Origin of the sequence: Streptomyces sp. NPDC006610, assembly GCF_040611575.1 — a bacterium.
Taxonomy (GTDB): Bacteria; Actinomycetota; Actinomycetes; order Streptomycetales; family Streptomycetaceae; genus Streptomyces.
On sequence record NZ_JBEXOP010000056.1, the window covers coordinates 9,073 to 23,201 of the forward strand.

Consider the following 14,129-nt stretch of genomic DNA (forward strand, 5'->3'; position numbering starts at 1 on the left):
ACCGGGTCCGTAGATCTCGGTCCGGCAGGCCGCGGTCCGGCAGGCTCCGGGTCCGTAGATCTCGGTCCGGCAGGCCGCGGTCCGGCAGGCTCCGGGTCCGTAGATCTCGGTCCGGCAGGCCGCGGTCCGGCAGGCTCCGGGCCCGCAGACCTCGGTCCGGCAGACCTCGGCCCTGCAGGCCACGGCTTCGCGGGCTCCGGGCCCGCAGGCCCTTGTCCTGCGGACTCCGCCCCCTCCGCGAGCCCCGGCCCGTCAGGCGCGCCGGAAGGCATCTGAGGGGTCAGGGGCGTCGAGGCCATCGGCCGCGCCGCGCCGCACCCGTGGCCCGTGGCCCCGTGCGGGAAAAGGGACCGCGGGCGGGGCGGAGGGGCGAGGGCCCGTCCGGGCTGGGGCTGGGGTGGTCCTCTATGCCGGTCCCATCACGGTTCGAGTGGTTTTCTTCCGCGGGTCTGCAGGGTGGGTGTGTGGCACGGGTCACTTCTGGCCCGGCCGGGCAGGAGGATGGCATGTACGGCACCGAGGAAGAGGACGGCCGGGGATCGGGGGAGGTGCGGGAGGCTGCGGGGCGCTTCCTGCGGGGGGTTCCGCCGCTCATGCTGGCCGGGGTCGACGAGGACGACACCTGGGAACCGCATCTGGTGCGGGGCATCGACTGACGTCCCCCGGGGCCCCGCCCCGCTCTCTGGTTCCCGGTCCTGCTGTTTCCCGTTCCCTGGTTCCCGCCCCTCGTTCCCGTTTCCGGGTCCGGGGGGCGGGGGGGGGGTCACCATTCGATGAGGGCGAATCCGGCGGCCATGCCGCCGCCGAAGCCGGCGGCCAGGACGAGGTCGCCGGGGCGCAGGGCGCCGGTGCGGGCGGCGGAGTCCAGGGTGATGGGGACGGAGGCGGCTCCGGTGTTGGCGTAGTGGGTCAGGGTCCAGTGCATGGTGGCGTGGGGCAGGGCCAGGTCGGCGAAGACGGTGTCGAGCAGGACGCCGTTGGCCTGGTGGGGGACGAAGTGGCGGATGTCGTCGGGGACGACGCCGGCTTCGTGGAGGAACTGTTTGGCCAGGCGCGGCAGGTTCTCCTCGACGAAGCGGCGCACGCCGCGACCGTTCATCGCGAAGTACTGCAGTCCGGCGTCGAGGCCGGCCGCGTCCAGGGGGCGGCGGCTGCCGCCGGCGGGGACCTCGATGAGGTGGGAGAGGTCGCCGAAGGAGTGCAGGGCGACGTGGCGGATGCGCGGGCCCGTGTCGGCGGGGCCCAGGACCAGGGCGCCGGCGCCGTCGCCGAAGAGGACGACGGTGCGGCGGTCGGCGGGGTTGAGGATGCGTGAGTAGAGGTCCGCGCCGATGACCAGGGCGTGGCCGCCGGTGCGGTGCAGGACGTCCTCGGCCGCGGACAGGGCGAAGACGGTGCCGGAGCAGACGGCGTTGATGTCGAAGGCGGCGGCTCCGGTGGCGCCGATGAGGTGCTGGACGTAGGCGGCGGTGGGGGGCTGGGGGCGGTCGGGGGTGGAGGTGGCGACCACGATGACGGACAGCTGGTCGGCGGTGACGCCGGCCGAGTCGAGCGCGGCGCGGGCCGCGGCGGCGGCCAGGTCGGAGGTGGCCTGGTCCTCGGCGGCCCAGCGGCGTTCGCGGATCGCGGTCTTGAGGGTGATCCAGGCGTCGTCGACTCCGGCTGCCGCACCCGCCTCGTCGTTGGAGACGACCCGGTCCGGCACGTAGGCGCCGGTGCCGAGGATCCTGACGTCGCTCATGCGGTGGCCCTCCCTGTGGGCTGTGTGTGGTGTGGGGAATCGCTGTGCGTCCGGGGGCCGGCCGTGCGCGCGGCCCCGCCCCGCCCTCCCCGGCCCTGCGGGGTCTCTCCCTTTTGCCCGGCCCCCGCCCCCGCCCCCGCCCCCGACCTCGGCCCCCGGCTCCCGGCCTGCCGGGCCCGGCAGGCCGGGAGCCGGTCTGCGGCCGAGCACCGGGCCGTCGAGCCCTCGAGCCCTTGAGCCCTTGAGCCCTTGAGCCCTCGAGCCCTTGAGCCCTTGAGCCCTTGAGCCCGCTCCCCTGCGTCCGCGCCGCGGGACTGCGGGCGGGGCGGCGGGGCGGGGGTGGGGGGCCGGGAATGGGCGGTGCCGGGTGTGCCACGGTGTGCCGGGTGTGGCGGGGCGGTGCCTGTGCCGGTCCCGCCGGGCGGGACGACGGCGGGACGTCGGCGGGACGGTGGCGGGACGGCGGGCGGCCGGAAAGAAGGGGGTGAGAGGGGCGGAGGGGAGAGGTGAAAAGAGGGGGTGAGGGGGCTGGGGTGGGGGAGGGGCGGGGGTCAGCGGGTTTCGTACAGGCGCTTGTGGCCGCTGAGTCCGGCCAGGCGGAAGGGGCCGGTGGTCTGGGCGGGGGTGGGGTGGTCGCCGCCGTCGGCGGGGAAGGACCGTTCGTGCAGGGCGCGGTAGCCGGCGTAGTCGACGTCCTTGCGGCGGGCGATGGCCTCGCGGTGGGCGTCGGTGCGCAGGTGTTCGCGGTAGCCGTCGGCGACGGTGCCGGCGAAGAACTCCGCGACGCTGCCGGAGCCGTAGCTGAGGAAGCCCACCGGCCGGCCGGTCAGGTCGCCGGCCTGGTCGAGCAGGGCGGCCAGGCCCAGGTAGACGGAGGCGGTGTAGCTGTTGCCGATGACGTTGTTGTAGGCGGTGGTCAGCCCGACGGCGGCCTCGACGGCGTCCTTGTCGGTCTCCTGCCCGCAGTAGTTGAGCAGGTGGCGGTGGGCCTTGTAGGCCATCTTGGTGAAGGGCTGGTGGTAGCAGAAGGCGGCGAAGTCCTGCAGCGGGCGGCCGCCCTGTTCGCCGTAGTCCTTCCAGGCGCCTTCCAGGGCCTGCAGGTAGGCGGTGATGGACTCCTGCCCGTCGACGAGGGCGGCCTCGCGGTAGTTGGGCCGCCAGAAGTCCATGACGTCGGCGGTGAACACGCCCGAGGGCTCCTCGATGCGCACCAGGGCGGGATCGGCGCCGACCAGCATGGCGACCGCGGCGGCGCCCTGGGTGGCCTCGCCGGGGCTGTCCAGTTCGTACTTGGACACGTCGCTGGCGATGACGAGGACCTGCTGGGAGGGGTCGCGGCGGACCAGGCCGATGGCGAACTGCAGGGCGGCGGTGGCGCCGTAGCAGGCCTGCTTGAGCTCCACCACGCGGCAGGCCGAGGACAGCCCGAGCAGGGAGTGCACGTAGATCCCGGCCGCCTTGGCCTGGTCGATGGAGGACTCGGTGGCGAAGACGACCGTGCGGATGCGGTCCGTGCCGTGCCTGGCGACGACCGGGGCGGCCGCGGCGGCGGCCATGGTGACGATGTCCTCGTCGGCGGCGGGCACGCTCATCGACCGCTGGCCGATGCCCACGTGGTACTTGCCGATCTCGGTGCCGTTGTACGCGGCGAGTGCCTCGTGCGTCAGGGCGAACTCGGTCGTCGCCAGGGACAGGTCGTGGATTCCGATGGCCGGATCGTTGGGCATGGTCGTCAGACACCAACCTTCGCTGTCGTGTGGTCGCGTTCCAACTTCACGTGCGCGCGCATCAGTTCGCCGGGGTTGGTCTGCGCCGCCAGCAGGGACAGCTCGCCGCACAGCACGGTCGCGGCGGCGATGACGGCCAGGCGGCGCGCGTTGTGGCCGGGTTCGGCCTCGGCCCGGCAGCCGAGGCGGGCCAGGTTCGTCTCCACGAAGCCCAGTCCCTTGCCGTTGCCCACCGTGCCCACGATCAGGTTGGGCAGGGTGCAGGAGAAGTACAGGTCGCCGTCGCGGTCCTCGGCCATGGTCACGCCCTGGGAGCCCTCGACGATGTTGGCGGCGTCCTGACCGGTGGCCAGGTAGAAGCCCAGGAGCATGTTGGCGAAGTGGGCGTTGGCCGAGCGGATCCCGCCGGCCAGCAGGGTGCCCAGGAGGTTCTTGCGCAGGTTCAGCTCGGCGATCTTCGCGGCGGTGGTGTGCAGGACGCCGGTGACCACCTCGCGCGGCACGAGCAGCTCGGTGACGACGTTCTTGCCGCGGCCGAGGATCCCGTTGATCGCGGTGGCCTTCTTGTCGGTGCAGTAGTTGCCGGAGATGGAGCCGTAGGAGATGCCGGGCACGGTGCGCAGCAGGTGCCCCAGCAGCGCGTCCGAGGCGAGGGTGGCCATGTTGTGGCCGGAGGCGTCGCCGGTGGAGAACTCGAACCGCACGAACAGCAGGTTGGCGGTGATCTCGTGGCGGATGCCGATCAGGCGGGCGAAGCGGCTGCAGCCGCGCACCACTTCCTGCAGTTCCTCCGTGCGGGCGTGGATGGCCTGCGCGGCCAGGTGGGCGGTGTGGGCGTCGGCCGCCTCCACCAGCACCGAGCGGGTCATCCGCTCGTCGACCAGGGTGGCCACGATGCCCTTCTCGGCGAGCATGGACACCTTCGCCCCGCGGCCCACCGACGGCCACAGCGGCGACTCGTAGGTGGCCAGCGGCACCTGCGTCTCGGTGACGGCGACGTTGCCGGAAATACGAAGGGGCCCCACCCACCTCATCGGGACCCCGGCCACCGCGTGCGTGTCGGTCATCGTGTGCTTCCCGTCGTCTCGGCGGCACCCGCGCCCGTTTCGGCGCCGGCCCCCGCGGTCGTGGCCGTGTGCGCGGCCGGGTTCATGGTCGTGCCGGCCGCGCCCGCGGCGGCGGCGGTGGTGGTGGTGCGGCGGGCCAGGCGGGCGGTGTCGATGCCGCGGTCGGCGCAAAAGGCGCGCAGCGAGCCCTCGATGAGCACGTCGCAGCCGGTCAGCGCGGCCGGTGTCGGCGCGCCGAGCATCGTCTGCAGCGCGGCCAGCTGGTCCAGCCATGTCTTCAGCTGCCCGACCAGCGCCTCGACGCCGCCGTCCAGCAGGGTCCGCAGGAACCCGCCGGAGGCGCCGACGGCCGAGGCGCCCAGCGCCAGCGCGCGGGCCACGTCCAGCGGGTGGCGCACCCCGCCGGAGGCCAGGACGGGAAGTCCCGCGTCCTGGGCGTCCAGGAGGCAGGCGGCGGTGGACTGGCCCCAGTCGTGCAGGTAGGCGTAGTCGCCCAGGGCGCGCCGGCCGTTCTCGATGCGGGCGAAGTCCGTGCCGCCCCGCCCGCCCAGGTCCGCCGCCGCCACGCCCAGCTCGCCCAGCAGCAGCACGCTCTGCCGGCTCAGCCCGTTGCCGACCTCCTTGACGATCACGGGCACGTCCACCGCGGCCGCGATCTTCTCGATCTGTCCCGGCCACGACCCGAAGGAGCGGTCCCCCTCGGGCATCACCGTCTCCTGCACGGTGTTGAGGTGGATCTGCAGCGCGTCGGCCTGCAGCAGGTCGACGGCGCGGCGGGCGTTGTCCACGGACGCGGTGGCGTTGATGTTCGCCATCACGAACCCGCCGGGGTTGTGGGTGCGCAGCACGCTGAACGTCTCCGCGCAGGAGGGGTCCTTGAAGTAGGCGCTCATCGAGCCCGACGCGATCGGCACGCCGGTCTCGCGGGCGGCGGTGGCCAGGTCCCGGTTGATCAGGCCCGTGTTGACGCTGCCCCCGGTCATCGCGTTGATGTAGAGCGGCGCCGTCCAGGACACCCCGGCGAACCCGGTGGCCAGGGACACCTGCGGCCGGTCGATGCCGGCCAGGGCGTGGTGGACGAACGACACCTCGTCGAACTGGTTGTGTCCGCTGTGCCCGCGCTGCTGTTCCACGGCGAGCCGGACATGGTCGTCCTTGCGTTGAGCGATCATTTCTCGATCCCTTCCAGGGCGGGACCCACCGGCAGGGGCAGCACCCCGGCCGTCTCCCACCGTTGCCTGAGCTCTGAGATGTCCCGCGCGGCGGCCGCCTCCATGAGGGCGATGCCGCAGTCGCCGCCCCCGGCGCCCGAGGGCTTGCCCGCCCCGCCGAAGGCCTCGGCGGCGTCGCACAGCGCCGTCAGCGCGGGCGTGAAGATCCCCAGACCCACCTCGCCGTCCAGGCGGGCCAACTCCCGCCGGGCCAGCCGGATCTGCGTCAGCAGCCCCGCCGCGTCGCCCTCCTCGAGCGCCGTGGCCGCCGCCTGCACCAGCGCACCGCTGGCCTCGGTGAACCGGCGGTGCGCGGGCGTGCCCCGCCAGGGCCGGCGGTGCAGATCGGCGACCAGGGCCGCGGTGGAGGCGGGCCGGCCGGTCCAGCCCACCTGCAGCGACAGCCCCGCCGGCGCGGGCAGCGGCCGTACCAGCAGATGCGGCCACGGCTCGCGCAGCGCCGCCTGCACCCCCCGGCGCCGGGCCAGGTCCGCCACGAACGCCCGGTCCGGCGACCGGTACAGGATCCAGCCGCCCCACGTACTGGCGGCCAGATCACCGCCCGAGCCCTTCGCGTCCAGGCCCGCACCGGCGATCATCGCCAGCCGGAACCGCTCCTCGGCCGTGGTCTGCAGCCCGCAGAACGCGGCCACCGCCGCCACCGTCGCCACCGTCACCGCGCCGCTGGAGCCCAGCCCGAACTTGCGGCCGTCCTCGTGCAGCCGGCTGGTGACCGACACCTCCAGCGCCGGCGCCGCCCCGCCCCGCTCGGCCAGCAGGGCGCACACCACCTCGACGGCCGCCACCACATGGGACAGCCCCGCGCCCGCCGCCGCGTCGGCGCCGCACACCGCCAGCCGGCCGTCCCGCCGGCGCCAGCCCACCGGGGCCGGCAGCAGATCGGAACGCACCACCACCGCGCCCGGACCGCAGCGCCGCGTCCAGTGCGCGCCGGGCGCGGCGACGCTCACGGTCACCTGCCGGTCCACCGCCACCAGCACGGCCGCACCGCCCGGCTCCACCACCGCGTACTCGCCGGCCACGAACAGCTTGCCCGGCGCCCGGCGCACCACCGTGCGCTCAGACACCACCGCCCGCCACCCCCAGCCCACCCGACCCGGCCGGCACGCCCGCCCGGCCGGAGCCGTCAGCCCCGCCGGAGCCGTGGACCCCGCCGCCGGACGCGCCGGTTCCGCCCCTCTCACCGGTCTCACCGGTCTCACCGGTCTCACCGGTCTCGTCGAGGAGGCGGGCGGCCGGCCCCGGGCCCGCCACCAGCACCGAACCCGCCGGCAGCACCGCGCGCACCGCGCCGGCCACCCGCTCGGCGTCCGCCCGCCGGCACAGCACCTTCACGTTCGGGCCGGCGTCCATCGTCGCGTACGCCGCCACGCCCTCCCGCCGCAGCTGCACCACCCGGTCCAGCACCGTCACCGACGCCGGTGACAGATACCGCACCGCCGGACGCGCCGCCAGCATCGTGGCGTGCATGCCCAGCGCGTTGCGCTCGGCGACCTCGCCCACCGCCTCCAGATCACCGCGCAGCAGCGCCGACCGCATCACCGTCAGATCGTCCGCGCTGGAAGCCGCCCACGGCCCGTACAGCGGCGAGGTCGCCACGGTGCGCCGCATCGCCTCCCGGCTGGAGACGGCCTTGGGACCGGCGTCCACCACCGCCACGACCAGCGCCGGATCCAGGTCCCCGGTCGGCACCGGCTCCGCGTACGAGCCCAGGTCCGCCTCCGCGTCCGTGCCGGCGCCGGGGCCCGCGTGCCAGACGGCGAAGCCGCCGAACACCGACCGCGACGCCGACCCCGACCCGCGCCGCGCCAGCCGGGACAGCCCCCGCGCGTCCAGCTCCAGCCCGTAGGCCGCCGCCGCGGCCAGCGCCAGCGCCGCGAACCCGCTGGCCGAGGACGCCAGCCCGGCCCCCGTGGGAACGGTGTTGCGGGTGTGGACCACCGCCCGCTCACTGCGCCCGGCCCGCTCGCGCACCAGGTCCAGGAACGCGGCGATCCGCCGCTGCGCCTCCCCCTCGGCCGGCGTCCCGTTGAACACGGTCACGTCCTGCCGTGCCCCGGGCTCCAGCCGCACCCGGGTGGTGGTGGGAAAGACGTCCAGCGTCATCGACAGGCTGTCGGTGACGGGCAGCATCAGCTTCTCGTCCCGCTTGCCCCAGTACTTGATCAGAGCGATGTTCGGGTGCGCGACGGCGACGGCACTGCCCGCCGGCCCCCGCCCCGCCCCCGCACGGCCCTGCGGCACGCCCCGGTCCTGCGGCACCTCACGGTCCTGCGGCGCCTCACGGGCGGCCTGCATGTCACGGCGCATCATTGTCGAGCCCTTTCAGCGGTACGACCCACGTCTGCTCGGCGCCGGCCTCGTGCAGCCGGCGTGTGACCTGTCGGGCCTGCTCCGGCCGGGTCAGCGCGATGACGCAGCCCCCCAGCCCGCCCCCGGTGATCTTCGCCCCCAGGGCGCCCGCCCCCAGCGCGGCCGCGACCAGCGCCTCGATCCGCCCGGTGCTCAAGTCCCCGTCCCGCAGCAGACCGTGATACTCCGTCAGCTGCACTCCCAGGTCCTCCGCACGGCCCTCGGCCAGCGCGCTGCGCGCCGCCTCCGTCAGCTGCGAGGCCCGCGCCACGAACTCCTCCCGCGCGCCCGCACGGGCGGCGAACCGCCCGCGCAGCCGCTCCACCGCCTCCTTCGTGCTGCCCGCCGTGCCGCTGTCGGCGACCAGGAACAGCACGTCCGCGCAGCCGACCCGCAGCTCCTCGCACCGGCCCGCCCGGAACAGCAGCGGACCCCGCGCGCCCACGGCCCGCGCGTCCACCCCGCTGGCCCGCCCGTGCGCCATGTTCTCCGCCGTCTGCACCAGCTCGAACACCGCGTCCTCGCCCAGCTCGCGGCCGAACAGGTCCGCCAGCGCCAGCACGATCGCCCGCGAGGTGGCCGCACTGGACCCCAGCCCCCGCCCCGGCGGCACCGCACCGTCCAGGATCACGTCCAGATGCGGCCCGCCGGCCACGCCCGTGCGCGCCCTGAACTCCGCCACCAGCCGGCGCAGACCGTCCGAGGCCTGCGTCACCATCGCCGTCGACGGCGAACCGGTCATCGTGTACGACAGGCCGTCCTGGCCGTCGCCCGGGCCCGCGGAGAAACCGGCGCTCGCCGTGACCGTCAGCTGCGGAACCGGCAGGGCCAGCGCAGCGGCGCCGTAGACGACCGCATGCTCCCCCAGCAGGATGGCCTTGGCGTGGGCGCGTCCGATGCCGACGGAACGGGCGGGACGGCTCTGCGGCACCCCCTCCACCGAGGTCGGTAAAGTCAACGCACTCAGCTCCCTATGTCTTGTCTGCACGCGGGCATGATCATGAAAGAGCGCATCATCCGGAGTCGGGACGAGGAACGAAGCAGCGCGCCGGAACACCGCCGCCGTGCCCGCACGGGCACACCGGCCCGTCACGGGCAGGACCACTGGAGGGAAAGGCGGCCGCCGCACGCACACACGGGGCGCACGGCCGGCCTGACGAGGGAGAAAGCCGGCGCCGCCCCCGCACGGAACCGGGCCCGTGACACGCGAAGCGGCGACTGCGGCACGCACACCACTGCCGCACAGCAACTTTTGGGCAGGGTAGACGTGGGTAGATAGTGACACGCGGTCCCCGCCCACGCCAACCGCCCCTGAAAGTGACCTGCGTCACTCGGGGAGGGGAGGGTGCGGGGAGGGTGCACGCCGTGCACGCCGCAGCCCGGACCGGCGCAACACCCGTGCGCGAAGGGGGAGTTGACGCCGTCCCGCCGTGCCGCGCCTGCCGCCCGCGGCGGAACGGGACGCCGGGCGGACACCCGGCACCGGAGAGGAAGCGGGCGGCGGAACCGCCCCGGATCCGATACGCCGTCAGCAACTGATGCAGCGTCAGGCGACGGGGGGGCGGGCGGCAGCCCGCGCAGCGGCGGACGCCGGACGGAGGGGACGCCGGACGGAGGGACGCCGGACGGCGGGCGGCGGGGCGGCGGGCAGGGCGGGAACTTCGGGCGGACGCCGTCTCTCCCGGGCCGCCGGGACGCCCCCCTTTCGCGGCACGGGCGCCAACACCGGCTGCCGCGGCGGGAATCGGGAGGCGCCTCGGCGCCGGGGGCGTCCCCTGCGGCCTCCGCCCCCCGGGGGAGAAGGCTCAGTCGCGGGGCGGGACGGCCGCCCGTGCGCGGGTGCGCCCGCAGACGGCGGTGCTCACCGCCCGACGCCCTCCACCGCGGCGCGGACCTCCCTCACCGTTCGCCACGGGGGGGGGGAGTCGCCCGTACCGCCGCCCGCGAGAGGCCCGGGGAAAAACGGGGGAGGGCAGGACCGCAGACGCCGGGGCCGCGCCCCGGGCACGCCCGGGGGTGCCGTACCCGGGACGGCCGTCGGCCCGCGCGCCCCGGGCGTGCGTTGCGCGCGGAATGCTGCCCGCCCCGCATGCGCGGCATGCGGGGCGGGGTGGGGCGGGGGAGTGTTCAGGGCCGGCGCCGGCGGGCTATCTCCGTGAGTTCCTCGATGTCGAACTCCGAGCGGCAGTGCGGCGCGCCGTAGCGGGTGATCTTGCCGCGGCTGACCCACTTGCGGATCGTCGCCTCGGACACCCCCACCGCCAGGGCCGCGACCTTGGTGGGGACGAGCCGGTGACTGGGCGGCTTCCTCATGCGCTGACGCTCCTTCGCTGCCGTTCCATGAGCTCCCTCAGGCCGAGCCACTCGCGGATCTCCCAGGTGTGCCCGGCGGAACAGCGGATGCTGCTGATGCCGGCGCCCTGGCCGCGCGGGGAGACGCTGATGGTTCCCGTGCACTGGTCCACGACGCACTTGCGGATCAGGGTGTGCAGGTCGCTGGGGTCGGGATCGATGGTCTGGCGCAGTTCGGCGACCAGGCCCTCGATCTCCTCCGCGAAGTCCACCGCGGGGGGCTGCGTGACCAGCCAGTCCAGGTGCAGCGTCAGGAACCGCGCCAGATGGGGCACCGCGCGCGGCGGTGCGGTGGTGCGGAGCTTGTCCACGACCATCCCCGACCACGACTCCAGGAGGGCGAGGATGCTGTGGCGGGCGTCGAGCACCGAGATGTTCAGGTGGTCGCGCCTGCGGCTGCCCGACACCTTGGTCGGGTTGGTCTGCCGGGACGTCGGCGACGCCTGGTGCAGGCACTCCTGGTGCAGGCCGGGCAGTGCGCGCAGACTGCGTTCCACCCGCCTGATGCAGGCAGTGCACAGAACGGACCCGGCGGCGGCGCGGCTTTCGTGGGTATGGCTTCTCGGGCATGGGTGAAACGTCATCGAAGCTCCTTCATGAGGCAGCTCGCCCCCGTAAGCGCGGTGCGTCGCAGGGGTCTCCCGTGCCGGTCGGGCAGGTGACGTCCGTGTGCTCCAGTCCGTGGCCGACCAGGCGGGTGGGGAGAACGGCCGTGCGAGTCCCGGCGAGCGGTTCAATTACACCGACCGCGCACTCGAATCCCGATACAGCCTCGTTCCAGGCCCCCGGCCCGCGCCTCCCCGCCCCGCTCAGCCCGCACCCCCCGGCCCCGCTCAGCCCCGGCACAGCCCGCGCGCCCGTCCCGGCCCGGCCCCGCTCAGCCCGCACGCCCCGCAGCCCGCACGCCCCGCGGCCCGCGCGCCCGCCGGGCACGTCCCCTCCGACGCCTGCCCTCGCCGGCCGCCCTCCTTGAGCCCTCTTCCACCTGGAAGCGAGCCCCCGTTGAGCGCCTGCCCCGACCGTTGCCCCGGGAAGGAGACACTGTGGACGGTACGCACGGAGGCGAACGCTCAGAAGGCGTCCCCCTCACCGCGCAGCCGCCGGCGACGGCAGCCCGGCTGCCCCGGCACGACCCGCTGCCCCCCGCCGGCCCCAGGGCCCGTGACGGCGCCCGGCCGGCCCGCAGGCCCGCGACGCACCTACAGGTGTGCCTCGTCGGCGCCGGCCCCCGCGGCCTGTCCGTACTGGAACGGCTCTGTGCGCAGGAACGGAAGTCCCCCTGCTGGGACGCCGTCACCGTGCACGTCGTCGACCCCGACCCGCCGGGCGCGGGACGGGTGTGGCGCCCCGACCAGTCCCGGCACCTGCTGATGAACACCGTCGCCTCCCAGGTGACGGTCTACACCGACGCCAGCGTCTGCATCGACGGACCGCTGGAGGAGGGCCCCAGCCTGTACGAGTGGGCCAGGGCCGTGCGGGTGGGCAGCCTGGAGGCCGGCCCGCACGCCCGCGAGGAGATCCTCGCCCAGGCCGGCGCGCTGGGCCCCGACTCCTACCCCACCCGCGCCCTGTACGGCTGCTATCTGACGTGGGCGTTCGAGCGGATCGTGCGCAACGCCGCCGCGCACGTACGCGTCCGCGTGCACCGGTCGCGGGCCGTCGCCCTGGACGAGACGCCCGCCGCCGGACCCGGCCGCGGGGCGCAGACCGTCCGCCTGGAGGACGGCACGCTCCTCGCCGGCCTGTCCGCCGTCGTACTGGCCCAGGGCCACGTCCCCCTCGCCCCCGCCCCGGCCGAACGCGAACTGGCCGCCTTCGCGGACCGGCACGGCCTGCACTACCAGCCGCCCGCCAACCCCGCCGACGTGGACCTCTCGCCCGTCCGGCCCGGGCAGAGCGTGCTGCTGCGCGGCCTGGGCCTGAACTTCTTCGACTACATGGCGCTGTTCACCCACGGCCGCGGCGGCGTCTTCACCCGCGACGGGGACGGCCGCCTGCGCTACCTGCCCTCCGGCCGCGAACCGCGCCTGTACGCCGGCTCCCGCCGGGGCGTGCCCTACCAGGCGCGCGGCGAGAACGAGAAGGGCGCCCACGGCCGCCACCGCCCGCGCCTGCTGACGACCGACCACGTCGCCCTGCTGCGCGCCCGCGCCCGCAGGGGCACGGCCATCGACTTCGGCGCCGACCTGTGGCCGCTGATCGCCAAGGAAGTGACCGCGGTCTACTACGCGGCCCTGCTCGCCCAGCGCGGCGAAGGCGCCGCCACACGCGAGAAGTTCACCAAGCGCTACCTGCGCGCCCGGCCCGGCCCGGCCGAGGACCGGCTGCTGGGCGAGGTGGGCATCGGGGCCGCCGACCGCTGGGACTGGCGGCGCGTCTCCCGCCCCTGGGGCAGCCGCACCTTCGAGGACCTGGCCGACTTCCGCCGGTGGCTGCGCGCCCACCTCGACGACGACGTGCGCCTGGCCCGCCAGGGCAACGTCAGCGGACCGGTCAAGGCCGCCCTGGACGTCCTGCGCGACCTGCGCAACGAGATCCGCCTCGCCGTCGACCACTCCGGCCTGACCGCCGCCTCCCACCGCCGCGACCTGGACCGCTGGTACACCCCCCTCAACGCCTACCTGTCCATCGGCCCGCCCGCCTCGCGCATCGAGGAGATGGCCGCCCTCATCGACGCCGGCGTCCTGGACGTCACCGGTCCCGGACTGCGCGTCGGCGCCGACGCCGACGGCCCGCACGGCCCCTGCTTCACCGCCTCCTCCCGGGAGGTCCCCGGCGTGTGCATCCGGGCCACCGCCCTCATCGAGGCCCGCCTGCCCGAGACCGACCTGCGGCGCACCGCCGACCCGCTGATGAACCACCTGCTCAGCACCGGCCAGTGCCGCCCCCACACCGTCCCCGGCACCGGACCCGGCCACGACGCGGACTACGAGACCGGCGGCCTGTCCGTCACCGAGCGCCCCTACCGCCTCGTCGACGCCCACGGCAGGGCGCACCCGCGCCGCTTCGCCTACGGCGTCCCAACCGAGTCCGTCCACTGGGTCACCGCCGCCGGCATCCGACCCGGCGTCGGCTCGGTCACCCTGGAGGACTCCGACGCCATCGCCGCGGCCGTCCTCGCCCTGCCCCAGGCACCCGCCGCCCCGGACGGGGAGCCCGCCCCGTGACCACCCCGCACCGGCCCCCCGGCGCCCCGCCCCGCGGGGCGCCGACCCCCGGCCCCTCCGCCGCCCCGGCCCCGGCGCCGGCCTCCGAAGCGCCGTCCGCCCAGGACCCGGCCCCCGAAGCGCCGTCCGCCGGGGCGCTGGCCCCCGGGGCGCTGCCTTCCGGGACTTCGGCCTCCGGGGCCCCGGCTCCCGGAGCCTCGCGGCCGAGGCCTTCTGCCCCCGGGGCCGCACCGCCCGGGACTCCGGCCACCGGGGCCGCACCACCCGGGACTCCGGCCACCGGGGCCGCACCGCCCGGGACTTCGGCCTCCGGGGCCGCACCACCCGGGACCCCACCGGCCACCGCAGCGCCGTCTCCCACGACTTCCGTGTCCGGGATCCCGGCTTACGGGGCCTCGCGGCCGGGGCCTTCTGCCCCCGGGGCCGCACCGCCCGGGACTCCGGCCACCGGGGCCGCACCACCCGGGACCCCACCGGCCACCGCAGCGCCG

General features: G+C 75.5%; 11 protein-coding genes. 2 read left to right on the forward strand and 9 right to left on the reverse strand.

Translation table 11 applies throughout. The annotated features are described in order from the left end of the window. The first annotated feature begins 506 nt into the window (after positions 1-506). On the forward strand, positions 507-656 hold the full coding sequence (locus ABZY13_RS30965) for a hypothetical protein (RefSeq protein WP_356636636.1): 150 nt from the start codon (positions 507-509) through the stop codon (positions 654-656). Positions 657-763: 107 nt separating this feature from the next. Here the strand turns inward: ABZY13_RS30965 and ABZY13_RS30970 are convergent, their stop codons facing one another. The 9 genes from ABZY13_RS30970 to ABZY13_RS31010 all read right to left on the reverse strand — a co-directional run bounded on the left by ABZY13_RS30970 (position 764) and on the right by ABZY13_RS31010 (position 10,968). Next, a complete protein-coding gene (locus ABZY13_RS30970; RefSeq protein ID WP_356636638.1) occupies positions 764-1,741 on the reverse strand; it encodes a ketoacyl-ACP synthase III in 978 nt (325 codons plus the stop codon). Between the two features lie 551 nt (positions 1,742-2,292). Beyond that, the gene (locus tag ABZY13_RS30975) at positions 2,293-3,468 is read right to left on the reverse strand and encodes a hydroxymethylglutaryl-CoA synthase (protein ID WP_356636640.1); all 1,176 of its coding nucleotides are present in this window, start codon (positions 3,466-3,468) and stop codon (positions 2,293-2,295) included. 5 nt (positions 3,469-3,473) lie between these two features. Then, the gene (locus ABZY13_RS30980; RefSeq protein WP_356636642.1) at positions 3,474-4,535 is read right to left on the reverse strand and encodes a hydroxymethylglutaryl-CoA reductase; all 1,062 of its coding nucleotides are present in this window, start codon (positions 4,533-4,535) and stop codon (positions 3,474-3,476) included. Beyond that, positions 4,532-5,707 (reverse strand): type 2 isopentenyl-diphosphate Delta-isomerase, encoded by a 1,176-nt coding sequence (gene fni / locus ABZY13_RS30985; protein WP_356636644.1) that lies wholly within the window; start codon positions 5,705-5,707, stop codon positions 4,532-4,534. Before fni ends, ABZY13_RS30980 begins: the two co-directional genes overlap by 4 nt. Further along, positions 5,704-6,834 carry a phosphomevalonate kinase gene (locus tag ABZY13_RS30990; protein WP_356636646.1) on the reverse strand — a complete coding sequence of 377 codons (1,131 nt, stop codon included), beginning with the start codon at positions 6,832-6,834 and terminating at the stop codon, positions 5,704-5,706. Before ABZY13_RS30990 ends, fni begins: the two co-directional genes overlap by 4 nt. Next, positions 6,827-8,065, reverse strand: a complete 1,239-nt coding sequence (gene mvaD, locus ABZY13_RS30995) for a diphosphomevalonate decarboxylase (RefSeq protein WP_356636648.1) — start codon at positions 8,063-8,065, stop codon at positions 6,827-6,829. The genes ABZY13_RS30990 and mvaD overlap by 8 nt, the downstream gene beginning before the upstream one ends. A 1-nt stretch (position 8,066) precedes the next feature. Beyond that, complete coding sequence (gene mvk / locus ABZY13_RS31000) at positions 8,067-9,077, reverse strand: mevalonate kinase (protein ID WP_356636650.1); 1,011 nt, start codon at positions 9,075-9,077, stop codon at positions 8,067-8,069. Between the two features lie 1,169 nt (positions 9,078-10,246). Next, positions 10,247-10,432 carry a hypothetical protein gene (locus ABZY13_RS31005; RefSeq protein WP_356636652.1) on the reverse strand — a complete coding sequence of 62 codons (186 nt, stop codon included), beginning with the start codon at positions 10,430-10,432 and terminating at the stop codon, positions 10,247-10,249. Continuing rightward, positions 10,429-10,968 (reverse strand): hypothetical protein, encoded by a 540-nt coding sequence (locus tag ABZY13_RS31010; RefSeq protein WP_356636654.1) that lies wholly within the window; start codon positions 10,966-10,968, stop codon positions 10,429-10,431. Before ABZY13_RS31010 ends, ABZY13_RS31005 begins: the two co-directional genes overlap by 4 nt. Before the next feature lie 708 nt (positions 10,969-11,676). On the opposite strand from ABZY13_RS31010, the gene ABZY13_RS31015 reads away from it, so the two are divergent. Then, positions 11,677-13,638, forward strand: a complete 1,962-nt coding sequence (locus ABZY13_RS31015) for an FAD/NAD(P)-binding protein (RefSeq protein WP_356636674.1) — start codon at positions 11,677-11,679, stop codon at positions 13,636-13,638. Positions 13,639-14,129 lie beyond the last annotated feature (491 nt).